18 protein-coding genes are annotated in these 19,873 nt (G+C 65.1%); 3 read left to right on the top strand and 15 right to left on the bottom strand.

Going from position 1 to position 19,873, the window contains the following annotated elements; all coding sequences use genetic code 11:
• Positions 1–17: 17 nt before the first annotated feature.
• Positions 18–440, bottom strand: a complete 423-nt coding sequence (locus VUG52_RS02490) for an OsmC family protein (protein WP_028689009.1) — start codon at positions 438–440, stop codon at positions 18–20.
• A gap of 189 nt (positions 441–629) precedes the next feature.
• Between VUG52_RS02490 and crp the strand changes: the two genes are divergently transcribed.
• Positions 630–1,274, top strand: coding sequence for a cAMP-activated global transcriptional regulator CRP (gene crp / locus VUG52_RS02485; RefSeq protein ID WP_050703538.1), 645 nt, complete (start codon positions 630–632; stop codon positions 1,272–1,274).
• Here crp and VUG52_RS02480 read toward each other — a convergent pair.
• The 4 genes from VUG52_RS02480 to VUG52_RS02465 all read right to left on the bottom strand — a co-directional run bounded on the left by VUG52_RS02480 (position 1,271) and on the right by VUG52_RS02465 (position 4,584).
• The gene (locus VUG52_RS02480; RefSeq protein WP_050703532.1) at positions 1,271–1,975 is read right to left on the bottom strand and encodes a lipoate--protein ligase family protein; all 705 of its coding nucleotides are present in this window, start codon (positions 1,973–1,975) and stop codon (positions 1,271–1,273) included. The genes crp and VUG52_RS02480 overlap by 4 nt on opposite strands.
• Positions 1,976–2,101: 126 nt before the next feature.
• Complete coding sequence (trpC, locus tag VUG52_RS02475; RefSeq protein WP_050703531.1) at positions 2,102–2,935, bottom strand: indole-3-glycerol phosphate synthase TrpC; 834 nt, start codon at positions 2,933–2,935, stop codon at positions 2,102–2,104.
• Positions 2,932–3,981, bottom strand: coding sequence for an anthranilate phosphoribosyltransferase (gene trpD / locus VUG52_RS02470; protein WP_050703530.1), 1,050 nt, complete (start codon positions 3,979–3,981; stop codon positions 2,932–2,934). Before trpD ends, trpC begins: the two co-directional genes overlap by 4 nt.
• A gap of 9 nt (positions 3,982–3,990) precedes the next feature.
• Positions 3,991–4,584: an aminodeoxychorismate/anthranilate synthase component II gene (locus tag VUG52_RS02465; RefSeq protein ID WP_028689014.1), complete on the bottom strand. Its 594-nt coding sequence runs from the start codon at positions 4,582–4,584 to the stop codon at positions 3,991–3,993.
• A gap of 376 nt (positions 4,585–4,960) precedes the next feature.
• On the opposite strand from VUG52_RS02465, the gene estP reads away from it, so the two are divergent.
• On the top strand, positions 4,961–6,862 hold the full coding sequence (gene estP, locus VUG52_RS02460) for an esterase EstP (protein WP_050703529.1): 1,902 nt from the start codon (positions 4,961–4,963) through the stop codon (positions 6,860–6,862).
• A 32-nt stretch (positions 6,863–6,894) separates the two neighbouring features.
• Here estP and trpE read toward each other — a convergent pair whose 3' ends face one another.
• The 9 genes from trpE to VUG52_RS02415 all read right to left on the bottom strand — a co-directional run bounded on the left by trpE (position 6,895) and on the right by VUG52_RS02415 (position 17,950).
• On the bottom strand, positions 6,895–8,373 hold the full coding sequence (gene trpE, locus VUG52_RS02455) for an anthranilate synthase component I (RefSeq protein WP_050703528.1): 1,479 nt from the start codon (positions 8,371–8,373) through the stop codon (positions 6,895–6,897).
• A gap of 70 nt (positions 8,374–8,443) precedes the next feature.
• Positions 8,444–9,262, bottom strand: a complete 819-nt coding sequence (locus VUG52_RS02450; protein ID WP_050703527.1) for a phosphoglycolate phosphatase — start codon at positions 9,260–9,262, stop codon at positions 8,444–8,446.
• A complete protein-coding gene (rpe, locus tag VUG52_RS02445) occupies positions 9,259–9,933 on the bottom strand; it encodes a ribulose-phosphate 3-epimerase (protein ID WP_028689018.1) in 675 nt (224 codons plus the stop codon). The genes VUG52_RS02450 and rpe overlap by 4 nt, the downstream gene beginning before the upstream one ends.
• Before the next feature lie 193 nt (positions 9,934–10,126).
• On the bottom strand, positions 10,127–10,954 hold the full coding sequence (locus VUG52_RS02440; RefSeq protein ID WP_028689019.1) for an ABC transporter permease: 828 nt from the start codon (positions 10,952–10,954) through the stop codon (positions 10,127–10,129).
• Between the two features lie 11 nt (positions 10,955–10,965).
• Positions 10,966–12,213 (bottom strand): ABC transporter permease, encoded by a 1,248-nt coding sequence (locus VUG52_RS02435; protein WP_050703526.1) that lies wholly within the window; start codon positions 12,211–12,213, stop codon positions 10,966–10,968.
• A gap of 214 nt (positions 12,214–12,427) precedes the next feature.
• Entirely contained in the window at positions 12,428–13,462 is a 1,035-nt protein-coding gene (locus VUG52_RS02430; RefSeq protein ID WP_050703525.1) for an ABC transporter substrate-binding protein, read from the bottom strand.
• 40 nt (positions 13,463–13,502) lie between these two features.
• Positions 13,503–14,615, bottom strand: a complete 1,113-nt coding sequence (locus VUG52_RS02425; RefSeq protein ID WP_050703524.1) for an ABC transporter ATP-binding protein — start codon at positions 14,613–14,615, stop codon at positions 13,503–13,505.
• Between the two features lie 305 nt (positions 14,616–14,920).
• Entirely contained in the window at positions 14,921–15,553 is a 633-nt protein-coding gene (locus VUG52_RS02420; protein WP_175406173.1) for a response regulator, read from the bottom strand.
• A 9-nt stretch (positions 15,554–15,562) separates the two neighbouring features.
• Positions 15,563–17,950 carry a PAS domain-containing sensor histidine kinase gene (locus VUG52_RS02415; RefSeq protein WP_050703523.1) on the bottom strand — a complete coding sequence of 796 codons (2,388 nt, stop codon included), beginning with the start codon at positions 17,948–17,950 and terminating at the stop codon, positions 15,563–15,565.
• A gap of 95 nt (positions 17,951–18,045) precedes the next feature.
• Between VUG52_RS02415 and VUG52_RS02410 the strand changes: the two genes are divergently transcribed.
• Positions 18,046–19,044 (top strand): alpha/beta hydrolase family protein, encoded by a 999-nt coding sequence (locus tag VUG52_RS02410; RefSeq protein WP_050703522.1) that lies wholly within the window; start codon positions 18,046–18,048, stop codon positions 19,042–19,044.
• Between the two features lie 63 nt (positions 19,045–19,107).
• Here VUG52_RS02410 and VUG52_RS02405 read toward each other — a convergent pair whose 3' ends face one another.
• Positions 19,108–19,872: a TerB family tellurite resistance protein gene (locus tag VUG52_RS02405; protein WP_050703521.1), complete on the bottom strand. Its 765-nt coding sequence runs from the start codon at positions 19,870–19,872 to the stop codon at positions 19,108–19,110.
• Between the last annotated feature and the right edge of the window lies 1 nt (position 19,873).

Raw genomic sequence — 19,873 nt, 5'->3', positions numbered from 1 at the left:
GCAGGTGCTGCCTTCGATCAACCGAGTTCGACGATTTCGTAACCGTGCGTGATCTCGACGCCGGCGCGATCCAGCATGATCGAGGCCGAGCAATATTTCTCCGCCGACAGCTCGACCGCACGCTTGACCTGCGCCTCCTTCAACCCGCGGCCCTTGACCACGAAGTTGAGGTGGATCTTGGTGAACACCTTCGGGTCTTCACTGGCGCGTTCGGCTTCCAGGAAGGCCTCGCAGCTTTCCACGGCCTGGCGCGACTTCTTGAGGATGCTGACTACGTCGAAACTGCTGCAGCCACCCAGGCCGAGCAGGAGCATCTCCATCGGGCGCACGCCCAGGTTGCGACCTCCGGCTTCGGGTGGGCCATCCATAACCACGACATGGCCGCTCCCCGACTCACCGAGGAACATCGCTTCACCGGCCCACTGGATGCGTGCCTTCATCTATCCGGACTCCCGATTTCGTAAAAGGGTGTCAGCTTAGACCTTGCGAGGCTGTCGGAAAAGCTCAAGCCGCGTCGCTTTTGTGCCGATTCAAGTTGAAGTGTCTGATAAGCTGGCGCCAAATGACTGGCGCGTGCTGCCAGGCGCCTTTATAAAAAGCCAATGCGTCGTATCGAACAGGATTTCGTGATGGTCTCCTCAGCCCTGCCACCCAAGATCAAGAACATCGACAAGTTGCTGGCCCACTGCCAGCGCCGTCGCTACGCCGCCAAGAGCAACATCATCTGTGCCGGCGACCGGGCCGAGACCTTGTCGTTCATCATCAAGGGCTCGGTGACCATCCTGATCGAGGACGACGACGGCCACGAGATGATCATCGCCTACCTCAACAGCGGTGATTTCTTCGGTGAGCTGGGGCTGTTCGAGCCGGCCGGCCAGGAACATCAGCGCAGCGCCTGGGTGCGCGCCAAGACCGAGTGCGAAGTGGCCGAGATCGGCTACGACAAATTCCGCGAGCTGGTACGCCTGGAGCCGGAAATCCTCTATGCCCTGGGCAGCCAGATGGCCCAGCGCCTGCGCAACACCACCCGCAAGGTCGGTGACCTGGCGTTTTTCGATGTCACCGGGCGGGTCGCCCGCTGCCTGCTCGACCTGTGCAAGCAACCCGACGCCATGACCCACCCCGACGGCATGCAGATCAAGATCACCCGCCAGGAGATCGGTCGTATCGTCGGTTGTTCACGGGAGATGGTCGGCCGCGTCCTCAAGGACCTCGAGGAGCGCAGCCTGGTGCAGGTCAAGGGTAAGACCATGGTGGTCTACGGCACCCGTTAATCCTGTGGCAGCTCCGCCAACACTTGCTCATAGGCCTGGCTCAAGCACTCGAACCAGGGGGCGGCAGGCGCCACCTCGTGCAGGGCGATATGGCTGTCGGCACGGCAGCGCTGCTCCAGCTCGCAGCACTCATTGAAGCGGTTGACCGCCGCGACCATCGATTCGCGTTCGTTGTCCAGCAACAGGGCACCATGCACCAGCACCACCGGGCGCTTGCCCCCCAGCCCCTGGCGCCAGCGCTGGGCCGTGCCGACCAGTTTGCGGCCATTGAGGTTGACGTTGTAGCGGCCATCGCAAAAGGCGCCGTCAATCTCCCCCACCGAGGCAACACCACCCCATTCGCGCAGGACATCGCACAGCGGCAGGCACAGACGCTCGTAGGCATTCTCAATGCGGCCCTGATCACCCTCGCTACGCGGGGCCACATAGACCAGTGCCACGTTGACGGTCGCATGGGATTGCGGCACCGGCTCGCCACCGGTTTCGCGCAGCAGTACTGGCCAGCCGGCGATGGCCAGCTCGGCGCAAGCGGCCTCGAAGTTGTCCAGGCGGCTCATGCGCCGGGGCATGACCAGGGCATGGTCGGTCGGGCGCCAGAACAGCACGCCGGATTCGCGTTCGCCGCGGCAGACGGCGGCCAGCAGGTCCTGTTCGGCGTGCAGGCCCTGTTCGACGGTAAGGGCCAGGGGTTGATCGGTCATTGATCCACCTTTGATGTGATGTTCACCGGCCTCATCGCGGGGCAAGCCCGCTCCCACGTTGGGACTGTCTCACGATGAAGCCCTCGAATAGAAAAAGCCGGCAAACGATGCCGGCTTTCTGTTCGATCAGTCCAGTTGCTGAACGGTCTTCTTCACCTGTTCGGGGAAGAACAGCCGCTGCAGCTCCAACCCTGGCTGCTCGGCGCGCATGAACGCCTCGCCGACCAGGAACGAATACACCTCGTTGATTTCCATCAGCTCGACATCGGCACGGTTGAGAATGCCGCTCTCGGTGATGGCCAGGCGATCGCGGGGGATGCGCGGCAGCAGGTCGAGGGTAGTCTCCAGGCTGACTTCGAAGGTATGCAGGTTGCGGTTGTTGACCCCGACCAACGGTGTGTCGAGGGTCTTCAACGCACGCTCCAGCTCATCGCCGTCATGCACTTCGACCAGCACGTCGAGGCCGACGTCCTTGGCGGTGGCGGCCAGCTCGGCCATCTTCACGTCGTCCAGCGCCGAGACGATCAACAGCACGCAGTCGGCGCCCAGGGCACGGGCTTCGACGATCTGGTACGGATCGACCATGAAGTCCTTGCGGATCACCGGCAGCGAAACGGCGGCACGCGCCTGCTGCAGGTAGACGTCGGCACCCTGGAAGTAGTCCACGTCGGTCAGCACCGACAGGCAGGTCGCCCCACCCTTCTCGTAGCTGACGGCAATCTCCGCCGGCACGAAGTTTTCGCGGATCACGCCCTTGCTTGGCGAGGCCTTCTTGATCTCGGCGATCACCGCCGGCTGCTTGCGCGCAGCCTGCTCGATCAATGCCCTGGCAAAGCCACGGGGCGCATCGGCCGCCTTGGCCAGGCGCTCAAGTTCACCCAGGCTGACCCGCGCGCTGCGCTCGGCCACTTCCTGGAACTTGCGGGCGATGATCCTTTCCAGCACCGTCGGGACACTCATGCTTCGTTCTCCACCTTGAATACCGCGGTAAAGGCGCCCAGCTCCTGCAGTTTCTCCCAGGCCAGGCCGGTGTGCAGCACATCGTGGGCCAGTTCGACACCCTGGGCCAGGGTCATCGCGTGGTCGGCGGCGTACAGCGCTGCGCCAGCGTTAAGAACGATCATCTCGGCGGCCTTCTGGCCGTTCTCGGTCTTGCGTCGTCCCAGGGCGTCACGGATCAGCTCCAGCGAAGCCTGCGGCCCCTCGACCGCCAGGCCGTGCAGGCTCTGGCTCTTCATGCCGAGGTCTTCCGGCTCGACCCAGTACTCGGTGATCTGGTCATTCTTCAGTTCGGCGACGAAGGTCGGCGCGGCCAGGCTGAACTCGTCCAGGCCGTCCTTCGAGTGCACCACCAGCACGTGCTTGCTGCCCAGGCGCTGCAGCACCTCGGCCAACGGGCGGCACAGGGCCTGGGTGAAGACCCCGACCACCTGGTGTTTCACGCCGGCCGGATTCGTAAGCGGGCCGAGCATGTTGAACAAGGTACGCAGCCCCAGGTCGCGACGAGGGCCGGCGGCGTGCTTCATGGCACTGTGATGGGTCTGGGCGAACATGAAGCCGATGCCAAGGCTGTCGATGCAGCGGGCGACCTGCACCGGGGTCAGGTTCAGGTAGATACCGGCGGTTTCCAGCAGGTCGGCGCTGCCGCTCTTGCCGGAGACGGCACGGTTGCCATGCTTGGCCACGGTGCAGCCGGCCGCGGCCAGGACAAAGGCCGAAGCAGTCGACACATTGAAGATGTTGGCGCCATCGCCACCGGTGCCGACGATATCGACCACGCCGTCGAGGGTCTTCAGCTCGACCTTGTCGGCCAGCTCACGCATCACCGACACCGCGCCGACGATCTCGTCGATGCTCTCGCTCTTCATGCGCATGCCCATGAGGAAGGCACCGATCTGCGCCTCACTGCACTGGCCGGTCATGATCTGGCGCATGACGTCACGCATTTCCTCGGTGGACAAATCCAGGTGGCCGACGATACGGCTCAAAGCGGTCTTGATATCCATGATCGGTCCTTAACGGCGTCCGCCGGTCTGCTTGAGGAAATTGGCGAACAGCTCGTGGCCCTGCTCGGTGAGGATGGATTCGGGGTGGAACTGTACCCCTTCGACATTCAGGGTTTTATGACGCAGGCCCATGATTTCGTCGACAGTGCCATCTTCGTGGGCGGTCCAGGCGGTCACTTCCAGGCAGTCGGGCAGGGTTTCGCGCTTGACCACCAGCGAGTGGTAGCGGGTCACGGTGAGCGGATTGTTCAGGCCGGCGAACACCCCCAGGTCACGGTGCAGCACCGGGCTGGTCTTGCCATGCATCACCTGACGAGCGCGCACCACGTCGCCGCCGAAGGCCTGGCCGATGGACTGGTGGCCCAGGCAGACGCCCAGGATCGGCAGTTTGCCGGCAAAGTGCAGGATGGCCTCGATGGAGACCCCGGCTTCGCTCGGCGTGCACGGGCCCGGGGAGACGACGATGCGCTCGGGGTTAAGGGCTTCGATCTGGGCGATGGTCATTTCGTCATTGCGAATGACCTTGACCTCGGCACCCAGCTCGCCAAGGTACTGCACGACGTTGTAGGTGAAGGAGTCGTAGTTGTCGATCATCAGTAACATCTGCAACGAACCTCTTGAATACTGACTTTTGATTCGAGCCTTCCGCTGCCGCTCATGAATGCGGCCGAACCCGCACGGGGCGGTTGACGGAACAAGTGGGGAAGGCAAACGGGGGCGGGCCGGGCGAACCGGCAGGAGAAAAAGTCAGGCGCGCCAACGCCAACGGGCGACGGCCTTGATAACGCGCATCAAGAGTTTGCTGACGATCAACACAGGGTAGGTCTCGTTCATACGTTCCGGGACAGTAACCTACCGGGGCGGCGGGTGCAATATGCCCATAAACACGGGGAAACGAACGCAACGGTAGGCAAAGACCGGGAATTTGCTAAGGTCATCCGGCTTGCCCCGATAAAAACAATGAAAAGGATATCCATGCATGCTCAAGGCTCCCTTCCTGCGCACTTCCCTCGCGACCCTCGTGTTCGCCTGCAGCCAAGCCATCGCGACGCCCTCCCCCTATAGCGCCTTGGTCGTCTTCGGCGACAGCCTCAGCGACGCCGGGCAGTTTCCTGACCTGACCGGCGGCACGCCAGGCATGCGCTTCACCAACCGCGATGCCAATGGTAACTACGCGCCGGTATCGCCGATGATCCTGGGTGGCAGGCTGGGCTTTTCCGGAACCAGCCTGGGCCCCTCGACGTCGCTGACCAACCAGCTGCAAGGCACGCCGGACGGCAACAACTGGGCGGTGGGCGGCTACACCACGCAACAGATCCTCGACTCGATCACCGACACCTCGCAAGCCGTCATCCCACCAGGTCGCCCCGGCGCGGGCACTGTTCTGCGCGAGCGTGACGGCTACCTGGCCAACGGCCTGCGGGCCGATCCCAATGCCCTGTACTACCTGACCGGTGGCGGCAACGATTTCCTCCAGGGCCTGGTCAACAGTCCCGCCGACGCGGCCGCCGCCGGTGCCCGCCTGGCGGCCAGCGCCCAGGCGCTGCAACAGGGCGGCGCGCGCTACATCATGGTCTGGCTGCTGCCGGACCTGGGGCAAACGCCGAACTTCAGCGGCACGCCCCAGCAAGGGCCGCTGTCGCAGCTGTCCGGCGTATTCAACCAGTCGCTGGTCAACCGGCTCGGGCAGATCGACGCCGAGATCATCCCGCTGAATGTCCCGGCACTGCTGCGCGAGGCCCTGGCCAGCCCCGCCCAGTTCGGCCTGGCCGCCGACCAGAACCTGGTCGGCACCTGCTACAGCGGCGACGGCTGCGTGGGCAACCCGGTCTACGGGGCGAACGGCACGACGCCGGACCCGACCCGGCTGCTGTTCAACGACTCGGTGCACCCGACCATCGCCGGCCAGCAACTGATTGCCGACTATGCCTATTCGATCCTCGCCGCGCCCTGGGAGCTGACCCTGCTGCCGGAAATCGCCCACGCCAGCCTCCGCGCCCACCAGGATGAGCTGCGCAACCAGTGGCAGACGCCCTGGCAGGCGGTCGGTCAATGGCAGGCGTTCGTCGCCACCGGCGGTCAGGACCTGGACTTCGGCAGCCAGCGCAGCGCCGCCAGTGGCGACGGGCGCGGCTACAACCTGACCCTCGGCGGCAGCTATCGGCTGGATGACGCCTGGCGCGTGGGGCTGGCGGCGGGCGTGTACCGGCAAAAGCTCGAGGCAGGCCAGGAAGATTCCGACTACAAGCTCGACAGCTACCTGGCCAGCGCCTTCGCCCAGTTCCGCCAGGATCGCTGGTGGGCCGACGCGGCACTGACCGCCGGGCACCTGGACTATCGCGACCTCAAGCGTACCTTCGCCCTGGGCGTTGGTGAGCGCAGCGAGAAAGGCGACAGCGATGGCGAGGCCTGGGCCGTCACCGGCCGGGTGGGCTACAACCTGGCGGCCGAGAGCAGCCGCTGGCAACTGGCGCCGTTCATCAGCGCCGATTATGCGCGGGTCAAGGTCGATGGGTATGACGAGAAAAGCGGCCGCTCCACTGCGCTCGGCTTCGACGATCAGGAGCGCACGTCACGCCGGCTGGGGGCCGGCCTGCTGGGGAGCGTGCAGCTCCTGCCGACGACCAGGCTGTTTGCCGAGGTGGCCCGCGAGCACGAGTTCGAGCACGATCAGCAGGACCTGCGCATGCACCTGACCAGCCTGCCGGCGAACGACTTCACCTTGACCGGGTATACGCCACACAGCAACCTGACCCGCGCCAGCTTGGGGCTGACCCATGAACTGGTGCCAGGGGTGAACCTGCGGGGGAACTACAACTGGCGCAAGAGTGATGAGTTGCGCCAGCAGGGCGTGAGCGTGGCGTTGAGCCTGGACTTCTGAGTTGTCGGGGCCGCGTTGCGACCCCGATCCATTTACTTGGAGGTCTGCTCGGCCAGCGCCACCGCGCGGAACATCGCCCGGCGCTTGTTGATGGTTTCTTCCCACTCCAGCGCCGGCACCGAGTCGGCGACGATGCCGCCACCGGCCTGCACATGCAGTTCACCGTCCTTGATCACCGCAGTGCGGATGGCGATGGCGGTGTCCATGTTGCCGTTCCAGGCAAAGTAGCCCACCGCGCCACCGTAGACGCCGCGCTTGACCGGCTCCAGTTCGTCGATGATCTCCATGGCGCGGATCTTCGGCGCGCCGGAGAGGGTACCGGCCGGCAGGATCGCCCGCAGTGCGTCCATGGCCGTCAGCCCCTCATTCAGCTGGCCGGTGACGTTGGACACGATATGCATGACGTTCGAGTATCGCTCGATCACCATCTTCTCGGTCAGGCGCACACTGCCGGTGGCCGACACCCGGCCCACGTCGTTGCGACCCAGGTCGATGAGCATCAGGTGCTCGGCGATTTCCTTGTCGTCCGACAGCAGGTCGTCTTCCAACGCCCGGTCGGCTTCTTCGGTGGCCCCGCGCGGGCGGGTACCGGCGATCGGGCGCACGGTGACCAGGTTGTCCTCGACCCGCACCAGCACTTCCGGCGAACTGCCGACCACATGGAAGTCGCCGAAGTTGAAGAAGTACATGTACGGCGTCGGGTTGAAGCAGCGCAGCGCCCGGTACAGGTCGATGGGCGCGGCCTTGAAGTCGATGGACATGCGCTGGGACGGCACCACCTGCATGCAGTCGCCGGCCAGGATGTACTCCTTGATGCGGCCCACGGCGCTTTCGTAGTCGGCTTGTGTGTAGCTGGAGCGGAACGCCGGCTCGGCGGCCATCGGCCCGCTCAGGTCCAGGCCACGGCGCGGGGTGATCGGCTGGCGCAGGGTATCCAGAAGCCCCTGCAGGCGGGCCTGCCCTTGTTCGAAGGCCTGCGCCTCGGCCGGGTCGACCAGCACGATGGCGTGCATCTTGCCCGCCAGGTTGTCGAACACCACCACGGCATCGGAGACCATCAGCAGGATATCCGGTACCCCCAGTGGGTCCGGGTTGGGGCTGGCACCCAGGCGTTTTTCCACATAGCGCACGCAGTCGTAGCCGAAATAGCCCACCAGGCCACCGTTGAAACGTGGCAAGCCAGGAATGTCGGCGACCTTGTAGCGATCCTTGAACGCCTCGACAAAGGCCAGCGGATCCTCGACGTCATGGCTTTCCACCTCGACGCCATCCTGCAGGATGCTGACGTGGTAGCCGTGCACGCGCAGCACGGTGCGCGACGGCAGGCCGATCATCGAATAGCGGCCCCACTTCTCGCCGCCCTGCACGGACTCGAGCAGGTAGGAGTTGGGTTGGTCGGCCAGCTTCAGGTAGATCGACAGCGGTGTGTCGAAGTCGGCCAGGGTTTCGCAGGCCAGGGGAATGCGGTTGTAGCCGGCAGCGGCCAGGCGCAGGAATTCTTCGCGGGTCATGTGTAGCCTCGGGGCAAGCAGCAAGGGGGAGCGGGCAAAGGATGTACCGGCAGGCGCCGGTGGGCAGGCGTCAGGCGCGCCAGCGCCAGCGGGCCAGGGCCTTGATGACTTTCATCCAGAATTTGCCGGTAACCACCACGTTGTTGTCTCTGCTTTGCGGGGCTTGAAGGTCCGCCAACGTTATCCCAGTGTCGGTGACTAAGCAACCGGGCAGCAGCAGGCGTAGGTCGTCGATGACCAGGCTGGGCGACTCGTCGTCGATCGGCCGGCCATGGTTGTAGCCGTAGCTCAGGCCGACGCACTGGACGCCGGCGGCCTTGGCGGCCAGCACGTCGCTGCGCGAATCGCCGACGAACAGCGATTGTTCGGCGCTGACGCCGGCCATCTTCATGACGAACAGCAGCGCCGCCGGGTCGGGCTTCTTCTGCGGCAGGGTGTCGCCGCCGATGATCCAGCGGAAATAGCGACCGATCTTCATCTGGTCGAGCAAGGGGGCGACGAAGCGTTCGGGCTTGTTGGTGATCAGCGCCATCTCCACGCCCTGCTTGCGCAGCCAGCGCAGGGTGTCGCGCACGCCGGGGTAGACCACGGTGAGTTCATGGTTGTCGGCATAGGCTTCCATGAACAGCGCCAGCGCGCGTTCGGCCAGCTCGTCGTCCACCGCGGCGTGATCGATATCGCCGGCCAGGGCCCGGCGCACCAGCACCTGGGCGCCGTTGCCAACCCAGTGGCGCACCGCCTCCAGGCCTGCGGGCGGTCGCCCGAGTTCGAGCAGCGTGCGGTCGACGGCTGCGGCCAGGTCGGGTACCGAATCGATCAGGGTGCCATCCAGATCGAACATCACCAGCCTGGGCAGTGTCCCCGGGAACAACTGCTCGAAGCCGCTCATGCGCGTGCCAGCGCCATTTCGGCACGCATCTTGTCGATGACTTCCTTGTAGTCGGGGGCGTTGAAGATCGCCGAGCCGGCCACGAAGGTGTCAGCGCCGGCGGCGGTGATCTCGCGGATGTTGCCTACGTTGACACCGCCGTCGATCTCCAGGCGGATGTCACGGCCACTGGCGTCGATCAGCGCGCGGGCTTCGCGCAGCTTGTCGAGGGTACCGGGGATGAACTTCTGCCCACCGAAGCCTGGGTTGACGCTCATCAGCAGGACCATGTCGACCTTGTCCATCACGTACTTCAGCGCATCGAGGCCGGTGGCCGGGTTGAATACCAGGCCGGCCTTGCAGCCGCCGTCGCGGATCAGTTGCAGCGAGCGGTCGATGTGCTGGCTGGCTTCCGGGTGGAAGGTGATGTAGGTGGCGCCGGCCTCGATGAAGTCGCCGATGATGCGGTCGACCGGGCTGACCATCAGGTGCACGTCGATCGGCGCGGTCACGCCGTACTTGCGCAGGGCGCTGCAGACCATCGGGCCGATGGTCAGGTTGGGCACGTAGTGGTTGTCCATGACATCGAAGTGGACGATGTCGGCCCCGGCGGCGAGGACCTTGTCGACGTCCTCGCCCAGGCGGGCGAAATCGGCGGACAGAATGGAGGGGGCAATAGCGTAGGGCTGCATGGCGCACCTGTTGGGCAGAATCACGGTGGCGCGCATTGTAACTCAGGGAAGCGGATCGGGGCTGATTGGTATCAATCCTGTGCCGGCCCTTCGCGGGTAAACCCGCTCCCACAGGGACTGCACAGTTATAGAGAACTGCACAAATCCTGTGGGAGCGGGTTTACCCGCGAAGTGCCGGTAAAGCAACAAAGAATCAGGCCGGCTGCTGGGTCCTCAGCTTCTCGCTACGCCCGCGCAGCCACTCCAGGGTCAGCAGCAGGATCACCGAGAAGGCAATCAGCAAGGTGGCCGCCGCCGCAATGGTCGGGCTCAGGTTCTCGCGAATGCCGCTGAACATCTGCCGTGGCAGGGTCGCCTGCTCGGGCCCTGCAAGGAACAGGGTCACCACCACCTCATCGAACGATGTGGCGAAGGCAAACAGTGCCCCGGAGATCACCCCGGGGGCGATCAACGGCAAGGTCACCCGACGGAAGGCCAGCAGTGGCGAGGCCCCCAGACTGGCCGCCGCGCGCACCAGGTTGTAGTTGAAACCCTGCAGCGTCGCCGACACGGTAATGATCACGAACGGTACACCCAGCACCGCGTGCACCAGGATCAGCGAGGTGAAGCTGTTGCCCATGCCCAATGGGGCGAAGAACAGGTAGCTGGCCACGCCAATGATCACCACCGGCACCACCATCGGCGAGATCACCAGCGCCATCACCAGCGACTTGCCGGGGAAGTCGCCGCGGGTCAGGCCGATGGCCGCCAGGGTGCCGAACACCATGGCCAGCACCGTGGCCGCCGGGGCGACGATGATGCTGTTCTTCAGGGCGCGCATCCATTCGGCGGAAGCGAAGAAGTCCTGGTACCAGTGCAACGAGAAACCTTGCAGCGGGTACACCAGGAAGCTCCCGCTGTTGAACGACAGCGGGATGATCACCAGTACCGGCAGTACCAGGAATAACAGGATCAGGCCGCACAGGATGCGCAGGCTGTAGAACCACACCCGTTCCACGGGCGACATGTAGGGGCTCAGCATGACAACGCTCCTCAGCTCAGGCGCAGGCGGCTGGCGCCGACCAGCCAGCTATAGATCAGGTACAGCAGCACGGTCGCCAGCAGCAACAGCCCGCCCAGGGCGGTGGCCATGCCCCAGTTGATGCTGGTGTTGGTGTAGAAGGCGACGAAGTAGCTGACCATCTGGTCGTTCGGGCTGCCCAGCAGCGCCGGGGTGATGTAGTAGCCGATGGCCAGGATGAACACCAGCAGGCAGCCGGCGCCGACACCGGCATAGGTCTGTGGGAAGTACACCCGCCAGAAACTGGCGAACGGATGGCAACCCAGGGAAATCGCCGCGCGCATGTAGCTGGGCGAGATGCCCTTCATCACGCTGTACAGTGGCAGGATCATGAACGGCAGCAGGATGTGCACCATCGAGATGTACACGCCGGTGCGGTTGAACACCAGCTCCAACGGTTGGTCGATGATGCCGATGGCCATCAGCGCGCTGTTGATCAGCCCGCCCGACTGCAACAGCACGATCCACGCCGCCACCCGCACCAGGATCGAGGTCCAGAACGGCAGCAGCACCAGGATCATCAGCAGGTTGCTCTGCCGGGTCGGCAAGTTGGCCAGCAGGTACGCCAGCGGGTAGGCCAGCACCAGGCAGATGGCGGTGATCACCACGCCCATCCACAGGGTGCGGGCAAAGATATCCAGGTAGATGGCCTGGTCCGGCGTGGCCTTGGCCAGTTCGCCGAGGTCGTCGATGCGGTGATCGACGGAGGCCAGCAGGTAGAAAGAGGTGACCGTGCTGGTGTTGCGGCGGATCGCCTGCCAGTAGGCCGGGTCGCCCCAACGTTCGTCCAGGGCTTGCAGGGCCTCTTTATAGGACGCGGGCTCGCCCTTGAACGGCAGCGCACGCGCGGTCTTGGCCAGCAGGCTGCGGTAGCCGGCCAGTTCCATGTTCAGGCGCTTGGAAAGGTCGCCCAGGGTCTGGTTCTTGCGCGACTCGGCCAGGTCCTGGCTGAGGGCCTTGTAGACCTCCTCGCCGGGCAGGCTCTTGCCGTCCCACTGCGCCACCGCCTCGACGGTACGCGGCAGGCCGGCGACCACCTCGGGGTTGCCGACGCTCTTGTACAGCAGCGCCGCGATCGGCACCAGGAACACCAGCAGGAGGAACAGCGCCAGCGGCGCGATCAACGCCTGGGCCTTCCAGCGGTTGACCCGCTCGGCATGCTTGAGGCGCTGCTTGAGGCTTTTACCCGCGCCTTCGTTGAGGGGCACTGCAATGGCCATGGCGAACTCCGGGAAATCAGGGAAACATTGAGGCCGCTTCAAAAGGACAGCGGTGATCTCAGGCTTGACGCGCTAACTGTAGGAGCGGCCTTGTGCCGCGAAAGGGCCGCGAAGTGGCCCTGGGATCTCAGCCGTGATGCACAAGATGCTGCGGGCTGCTTTGCAGCCCTTTCGCGGCACGAGGCCGCTCCTACAGGCCTCAGGGATCGTGCCCTTACTTCTTCGCCGCCCAGGCGTTGAAGCGTTGCTCCAGCTGTTCGCTGTTGTCGGCCCAGAAGGCCACGTCGATCTGCACCTGGTTGGCGATGTTCTCAGGCGTGGTCGGCATGTCCTTCTTCACCGCATCGGCCAGCAGCGGGACGGCCTTGGAATTGGCCGGGCCGTAGGCGATGTTCTCGGAGTAGGTCTTCTGCTGCTCGGGCTGGACGGTGTAGGCGATGAATTTCTTCGCCTCTTCCACATCCTTGGCGCCTTTCGGGATGGCCCAGGCGTCGAAGTCATAGATGCCGCCGTTCCATACGACCTTGAGGTTGCTTTCTTTCTGCACTGCGGCTATCCGGCCGTTGTAGGCCGAGCTCATGACCACGTCACCCGAGGCCAGATACTGTGGTGGCTGGGCACCGGCTTCCCACCACTGGATGCTCGGCTTGAGTTCGTCGAGCTTCTTGAACGCGCGGTCCTGGCCTTCCTTGGTGCCGAGCACCTTGTACACCTCTTTCGGTGCGACGCCGTCGGCCATCAGGGCGAACTCGAGGGTGTACTTGGCGCCCTTGCGCAGCCCGCGCTTGCCCGGGAATTTTTTCGTATCCCAGAAATCGGCCCAGCTGGTGGGTGCGCTCTTGAGCTTGTCGGCGTTGTAGGCCAGGACCGTGGACCAGACGAAGAAGCCCACGCCGCACGGCTGGATGGCGCCTTTCACGTAATCACTCTCGTTGCCGAACAGGGCCGGGTCGAGCTCCTCGAACATGCCCTCGTCACAACCACGCGCCAGCTCCGGCGACTCCACCTCCACCAGGTTCCACGACACGCTGTTGGTGTCGACCATGGCTTTGACCTTGGCCATCTCGCCGTTGTACTCCCCGGCGACGATCTTGCCCTTGCCGGCCTTCTCCCATGGCTCGTAGAACGCCTTGACCTGGGCCGCCTTGTTGGCGCCACCGAACGACACCACCGTCAGGTCCGCGGCCAGGGCCTGGCCGGCGGCGAACAGCCCCAGGGCCAGGGCGGTCAGTTTCAACTGCTTGCGCATTATTATTCTCTCCACAGTTCAGGGTTGGTGAAGCAAACCATCAATGGGCTTCGGCAATCGGATCGAGCGCGCGGGCGTGCTCCACTTCCCAGCCCAGTGGGACCACATCGCCCACGGCCAGGGCCGGATCGAGCTCGGCGATCGGCTGCTTGACGAAGAAATCGGCCTTGCCGCAGACCTCCAGGCGCACCCGCACGTGGTCGCCCAGGTAGATGAACTCGGCCACCCGGCCGGAGAAGCGGTTCACGCAGCGTTCGCTGTGACCGTTCAGCCGCACGCGCTCCGGGCGGATCGACAGGGTCACCGGCTCGCCGGCCTGGCCGACATTCACAGCCAGCGCCTCGACCCGCTCGCCCCGGGCCAGCTGCACCTGGCAACGCTTGCCGTCACTGGCCAGCAAGGTGCCGTTGAGGCGGTTGTTCTCGCCGATGAAGTTGGCGACGAAGGTGTTGCGCGGCTCTTCGTAGAGGGTGCGCGGGTCGGCGATCTGCTGGATCTCGCCCTGGTGGAACACCGCCACCCGGTCGGACATGGTCAGCGCCTCGCCCTGGTCGTGGGTCACGTAGACCACGGTCACGCCCAGGCGCTGGTGGATATGCTTGATCTCCATCTGCATGTGTTCGCGCAGTTGCTTGTCCAGGGCGCCGAGCGGTTCGTCCATCAGCACCAGCTGCGGCTCGAAGACCAGGGCACGGGCCAGGGCCACGCGCTGCTGCTGGCCCCCGGAGAGCTGGCCTGGGTAGCGCTTGGCGAAGGCATCGAGCTGGACCATGCCAAGCACGCGCTTGACCCGTTCGCTGATGTCGGTCTTGCTCAGGTTGCGTACGGTCAGCGGGAAGGCCAGGTTCTCGGCCACGGTCATGTGCGGGAACAGCGCGTAGTTCTGGAACACCATGCCGATGTCACGCTTGTGCGGCGGCACATTGTTGATCGAGCGTCCGGCCAGCTGGATTTCACCGGCGGTGGGGGTCTCGAAGCCGGCCAGCATCATCAGGCTGGTGGTCTTGCCCGAGCCGGACGGGCCGAGCAGGGTCAGGAACTCGCCCTTGCGGATGTCCAGGTTGAGGTCCTTGACGATCAGCGATTCGCCGTCGTAGCTCTTCTGCACACCTCGGAAGCTGACCAGCGTCTCGTTCGAATTCGCCTCGCTCATGCCCTGCACCTTCTTGTTGGAATGACTGCGTGGGCACAGCGTAGAAGAGGCGCAAGCGCCCGCAAATCGGGGGGGCTGAGAGATTGCCATCATCCGGATGGAAGACTTGCTGTAGGGATTGCCCTACAAGGATGACGCTTTCAGGACAGACACATCCCTTGTAGGAGCGGCCTTGCGCCGCGAAAGGGCTGCGAAGCAGCCCCGGGTTCAGCTTAAATGCACATATTACTGGGGCTGCTTTGCAGCCCTTTCGCGGCACAAGGCCGCTCCTACAAAGAACCGTGTCAGCTGGGCGCTTGTCGCAATCAGACCAGCTTGTGCTCCATCGCATACTTCACCAACTCCGCCAGCGAGTTGACCTTGAGCTTCTGCATCAACCGCGCCTTGTGGGTGCTGATGGTCTTGTTCGACAGCGCCAGCTGCTGGGCGATGTCGTTGACGTTGGCGCCCTGGGCCAGGCGCTCGAACACCGAGAACTCACGCTCGGACAGCAGCGTGTGCAGCGGCCGGGTTTCGGTCAGCCCCACCTCGAAGACCATGCGGTCGGCCAGGCTCGGGTCGATATAGCGCCCGCCCCCGGCAACCCGGCGAATCGCGGTGAGCAGCAGCGCCGGGTCGCTGTCCTTGGTGGCATAGCCCGCCGCCCCGGCCTTCAGCGCCCGCGCGGCCATCTGCGCCTCGTCGTGCATCGACAGCATCAGGATCGCCGGCGGGTTGTTCAATGCCAGGATCCGCGGGATGGCCTCCAGGCCGTTCACCCCCGGCATGGAGATATCCAGCAGCACCACCTCGCAGGGGGTATGGCGCAGGGTCTCCAGCAACTGCTCGCCGTTGCCCGCCTCGCCGGCGACCTGCATGTCCTTGGCCAGGCCAATCAACTGCTTGATGCCCTCACGGACGATGGTGTGGTCTTCCGCCACCAGCACTCGAATCACGATCGTTCTCTCCTACGCCAAAGGAATCGCCACGCTCAGGCTGGTGCCTTCGCCGGGCTCGCTTTCCAGGGTCATGTCGCCGCCGAGCATCAGCACGCGCTCACGCACCCCCACCAGGCCGAACGAAGTCGGCCGGGCCGCATCGACGGCGAACCCCACGCCATCGTCGATGACCGTCATGCGCAACTGCCCGCCCTCCTCGACCAGGGCGATCTGCACGGTGTGCGCCCGAGCATGGCGCATGACGTTGGTCAGCGCCTCCTGGAGGATGCGGAACAGGCCGATGGCCTTGGCATCGCTCAAGGGCGGCAACTGCTCCGGGACCTCGACCAGGCAGGGGATCTGCGTGCGGGCCTCGAAACGCCGTGCCTGCCACTCGATGGCCGAGGCGATCCCGGCATCGAGAATCGGTGGACGCAACGCGGTGGCCACATCACGCACCAGCTGGAACAACTGGGCGATCAGGCGCTTCATGCTGGCCAGGCGCTCATGCAGCCCGGAATCCAGCTCGGCGTAGGCCAGCTCGCACATCGACACTTCCAGTTTGAGCACCGTGAGCATCTGCCCCAGTTCGTCGTGCACCTCGCGGGCGATGCGCGCCTTTTCCTCCTCGCGCACACTTTCCAGATGCGCCGACAATTCGCGCAGCTGTTCCTGGGAGGCGGCCAGGGCCAGCTCGGCCTGCTTGCCCTGGGTGATGTCCCAGACCACACCATCCCACACCATGCGCCCATCGGCCAGGCGCCGCGTGGTGGCCTTGATGTCGGCCCAACGCTGTTCGCCCTGGCGGGTGAGGATACGGCCTTGCCACGACCAGTCCTGGTCGCTGGCCAGGGCCAGGTCCTGGACCCGGTGATAGTCGGCGCGATCCTCGGGGTGGACCAGGTTGCGCAGACCCATCTGCGGGTGCTGGATCGCCGCCGGGGTATAGCCGACCAGCGCCTCGCTGCCTTCGCTGATATAGGGGAACTCCGGATCACCTTCGGCCGGGTCGCGCTCCAGGCGGAACACCAGCCCCGGCACGTTGCCGGCAATGCCCTTGAGCCGCGCCTCGCTTTCGCGCAACGCGGCCAGGTCGCGCTGGCGCTCGGTGACATCGGCGAGGAACACCACCAGGTACTCCGCATCGCGAAAACGCAGGAACGACAACGACAACTCGACTGGAAACAGGCTGCCTTCGGCGCGTCGACACTGGCTTTCGAACTGCTGTTCACCGCCGTCCCCGGTGCGGGCGCGCTTCCACAGCTCCAGCCAGCGATCCATCTTCAGGTTGGGTTCGATATCGACCAGCGGCCGCTCCAGCAACGCCCCCTCGGAATAGCCCAGCATGCGTTCTGCGGCATGGTTGGCGTAGCGCACATGGCTGTCCCAGTTGACCCAGAGGATGCCCACCGTACTCTGGTCAATGGAGAACTGGCTCAGGCGCAACGCCTCCTCGCGCACCTGACGCTCCACCAGGCTCTCGCGGGCCGCCAGCAAGCCCCGCTCCAGGCCGCGCTGCTGGCGACGCTGCCAGACCAGGGTAGCCAGGGCACACAGCAGCAGCAGGCCGAACAGCAAGGCGAGGTTCTGCCAGAAGCCGGCGGACTCGGAAAAGCGTGGGTATTTGGGCTGCAGCCAGCGCTGATGCATTTGCTCCAAGGTCTTGGCCGGCAGGGCCTGCAAGGCGCGTTCGAGGATATCGGCGAGCACGGGCCAGTCTCGCCGCGAGCCAACCCGCAGCAACTGCGGCAAGCCGATATCACCCACCACCGCCAGGTCGGCGAACTCGCCTTCGCGGGACAGCCGGCTCAGTTGCGCCTCATCCAGCACGGCGAAGCTGGCCTGGCCGCCCAGCACCAGCTGCAGCGCCTCCCGCTCGTTGGGCACGCCCTGCAGGTTGAGATTGCCGTAATTGCTCCGCAGGTAGTCCGCCAGGGCACCTGGCATGCGCACAGCCACCCGCTCGTTGGCGGTCAGTTTCTCCAGGTCCACGGCCACTGCGCCGCTGCGCATGCCCACCACCAGTTGCGGCACACGCATGTAAGGGTCACTGAACAGCCACAGCCGCAGGCTGGTGGGCGTCTGGGTCAGGCCGGGGGCGAAATCGATCTCGCCTGTCTGCAACGCGTGCTCCAGCGCCGCCTGGTCCGGGAAGCCGCGCCAGGTGAGGTCTAGCCGCAGTGCCTGGGACAGCGCGCCCACCAGCTCGACGTTGGCCCCGTAGAACTGCTGCAGACGGCGGTCGAACTGGGCATAGGGTGCCTGCAGCACCAGGCCGACGCGCAGGCCGCGGTGCTCATCCAACCACTGCTGCTGGGCCGGGTCGAGCACCACGGACGGGGGCGCCTCCGGCTTTGCCAGGGCGATCAAGGGTAGACACAACCAGCCGATAACCCACAGGCAACGCACTCGCTTCATCTCTACGCTCGTCTTGGCAATGACGGCCGCCTGGCGTGGCCGTCGCGGGCAAATACCATTAGGCTGCCGGTATGATTCTGGCCTTGGATTGATCGATGTTCACACTTTATCGCACGACGCTGGCAATGTTCTGCCTGGCTTCGCTCCTGCCGCTCGGCGCTCAGGCCGCCGACGCCGAAGCACCGCAGGCCGCCACAGAAGCGGCCACCCCCGTTCCCCGTGCACCGCTGCTCGAACGCAGCCAGGACGACGCCCTGGCCCTCGAGCGCCAGGTGCCCAAGGCCGAGCAACAGACCTTGCAGGCCAATGGCGAGAACTTCCTGGCGCTGTGGAAGCCGGCCAACGACAGCGATCCGCAAGGCGCGGTGATCATCGTTCCCGGTGCTGGCGAAAGTGCCGACTGGCCAACCACCGTCGGGCCGCTGCGCCGTGGCTTCCCCGATGTCGGCTGGAGCACCCTGAGCCTGAGCCTGCCCGACCTGCTGGCAGAACGTCCGCAGGCCCGGGTCGAAGCCAAGCCGGTGGTCGAACCGAAAAAGGAAGAAGGCGAGTCGGCCCCGGCCAAGGACACGCCAGCCGATGCCAACGCCAACGTGGCCCAGGCCACCGCGCCCGAGGCGGACGCGGCCGACAGCACCGATGCGGTCGAGGCCGACGAGCACACCAGCGAGGAGGATGCCGAGCGCATCTTCGCCCGCCTCGACGCCGCCGTGGCCTATGCCCAGCAGCAGAAAGCACGCAGCATCGTGCTGCTGGGCAACGGCAGTGGTGCTTACTGGGCCGCGCGCTACCTCAGCGAGAAGCAGCCGCCCCAGGTACAGAAGCTGGTGATGGTCGCCGCACAGACACCAGCGCGGGTGGAGCACGACCTGCTGAGCCTGACGCCGACCCTGAAAGTACCGACGGCGGATCTTTACTACACAACCCGAACCCAGGATCGACTGGCCGCCCAACAGCGCCTGCAAGCCAGCAAGCGAGAGAAAAACAGCCAGTACCGGCAGCTGTCGCTGATGGTCGTGCCGGGCAACAAGGCCGCCGAGCAGGAGCAATTGCTGCGCAGGGTACGCGGCTGGCTGAAGCCCAAGGAAGAGTGAGGCGTATCGAGGGACAAGCCAACTCCAGCAATCTGGGAGCGGGCTTGCCCCACGCTGGCAAACCTAAAGCCCGCGTCGCTTGCGAATCATGGCATAGGCCTGATGCAACTCGCGGGTATGTTCGGTCGCCTCGCGTACCTTGGCCTCACTGGCGCCACTGCCCACCAGCTTGTCCGGGTGATGTCGGCTGAGCAACCGCCGGTAGGCCTGCTTGACCTTGTCCGCTTCGGTATCCGGCTCCACTCCCAGCAGCCTCAACGCCGCCGCATAGGTCATGGCGCCGCCTTCGATCGCCGATTTGCGCGGTTCATATTCCAGCGACATAGCCTGCACCTGGTTGCGACTGAGCCCCAACTGCTGGCCCCAGCCCAACAACAGGTCGCGCTCCTGGCGACCGGCCTTGCCATCGGCCCAGACCATGCGCCAACAGGCACGCAGGGTACCCTCGGCGCCGTGCGGCTGCAGCTTGATCCGGCGCAGGTAGTGCCCCAGCCGGCCCTTGCCCGATTTGCCGCGGTTGAACGCGGCAATCGCCCGCATCCGCGCAGGCTCCGCCAGGTCCAGCCGTGACATTTCCTGGCGCGCCTGCTGGATATGCCCCTCGACCACTCGGCCGTCGCTCTTGGCCAGGCGTCCGAGCAGGACGAACAACAGTTCCTCGTCACGCAGCGCCGGGCGCCCCCCCAGGCGCTCGCGCACATCCTCCCACCCCTGCAGTCGCAGGCGCCGATCCATGGCCTGTCCCAGCAACGCCCCCAGCAATGCCCCCGGAATGCTGGCCACGGCGAAACCGGCACCGGCACCAATCACTGTGCTCGGCCACCACATG

It is taken from the genome of Pseudomonas sp. LH21 (genome assembly GCF_036549575.1).
Lineage (GTDB): Bacteria > Pseudomonadota > Gammaproteobacteria > Pseudomonadales > Pseudomonadaceae > Aquipseudomonas > Aquipseudomonas peradeniyensis.
The sequence above is the reverse complement of the archived record's forward strand: the minus strand, read 5'-3'. Positions and strand labels throughout refer to the sequence as shown.

Bases quoted from the DNA above. Each gene is read 5' to 3' on its own strand.
- estP (WP_050703529.1), top strand. From the start codon at position 4,961: ATGCTCAAGGCTCCCTTCCTGCGCACTTCCCTCGCGACCCTCGTGTTC.
- VUG52_RS02465 (WP_028689014.1), bottom strand. From the start codon at position 4,584: ATGTTACTGATGATCGACAACTACGACTCCTTCACCTACAACGTCGTG.
- VUG52_RS02490 (WP_028689009.1), bottom strand. From the start codon at position 440: ATGAAGGCACGCATCCAGTGGGCCGGTGAAGCGATGTTCCTCGGTGAG.
- VUG52_RS02480 (WP_050703532.1), bottom strand. From the start codon at position 1,975: ATGACCGATCAACCCCTGGCCCTTACCGTCGAACAGGGCCTGCACGCC.
- VUG52_RS02415 (WP_050703523.1), bottom strand. From the start codon at position 17,950: ATGAAGCGAGTGCGTTGCCTGTGGGTTATCGGCTGGTTGTGTCTACCC.
- trpD (WP_050703530.1), bottom strand. From the start codon at position 3,981: ATGGATATCAAGACCGCTTTGAGCCGTATCGTCGGCCACCTGGATTTG.
- trpE (WP_050703528.1), bottom strand. From the start codon at position 8,373: ATGACCCGCGAAGAATTCCTGCGCCTGGCCGCTGCCGGCTACAACCGC.
- VUG52_RS02440 (WP_028689019.1), bottom strand. From the start codon at position 10,954: ATGCTGAGCCCCTACATGTCGCCCGTGGAACGGGTGTGGTTCTACAGC.
- trpC (WP_050703531.1), bottom strand. From the start codon at position 2,935: ATGAGTGTCCCGACGGTGCTGGAAAGGATCATCGCCCGCAAGTTCCAG.
- VUG52_RS02410 (WP_050703522.1), top strand. From the start codon at position 18,046: ATGTTCACACTTTATCGCACGACGCTGGCAATGTTCTGCCTGGCTTCG.
- rpe (WP_028689018.1), bottom strand. From the start codon at position 9,933: ATGCAGCCCTACGCTATTGCCCCCTCCATTCTGTCCGCCGATTTCGCC.
- crp (WP_050703538.1), top strand. From the start codon at position 630: ATGGTCTCCTCAGCCCTGCCACCCAAGATCAAGAACATCGACAAGTTG.
- VUG52_RS02450 (WP_050703527.1), bottom strand. From the start codon at position 9,262: ATGAGCGGCTTCGAGCAGTTGTTCCCGGGGACACTGCCCAGGCTGGTG.
- VUG52_RS02435 (WP_050703526.1), bottom strand. From the start codon at position 12,213: ATGGCCATTGCAGTGCCCCTCAACGAAGGCGCGGGTAAAAGCCTCAAG.
- VUG52_RS02405 (WP_050703521.1), bottom strand. From the start codon at position 19,872: ATGTGGTGGCCGAGCACAGTGATTGGTGCCGGTGCCGGTTTCGCCGTG.
- VUG52_RS02430 (WP_050703525.1), bottom strand. From the start codon at position 13,462: ATGCGCAAGCAGTTGAAACTGACCGCCCTGGCCCTGGGGCTGTTCGCC.
- VUG52_RS02425 (WP_050703524.1), bottom strand. From the start codon at position 14,615: ATGAGCGAGGCGAATTCGAACGAGACGCTGGTCAGCTTCCGAGGTGTG.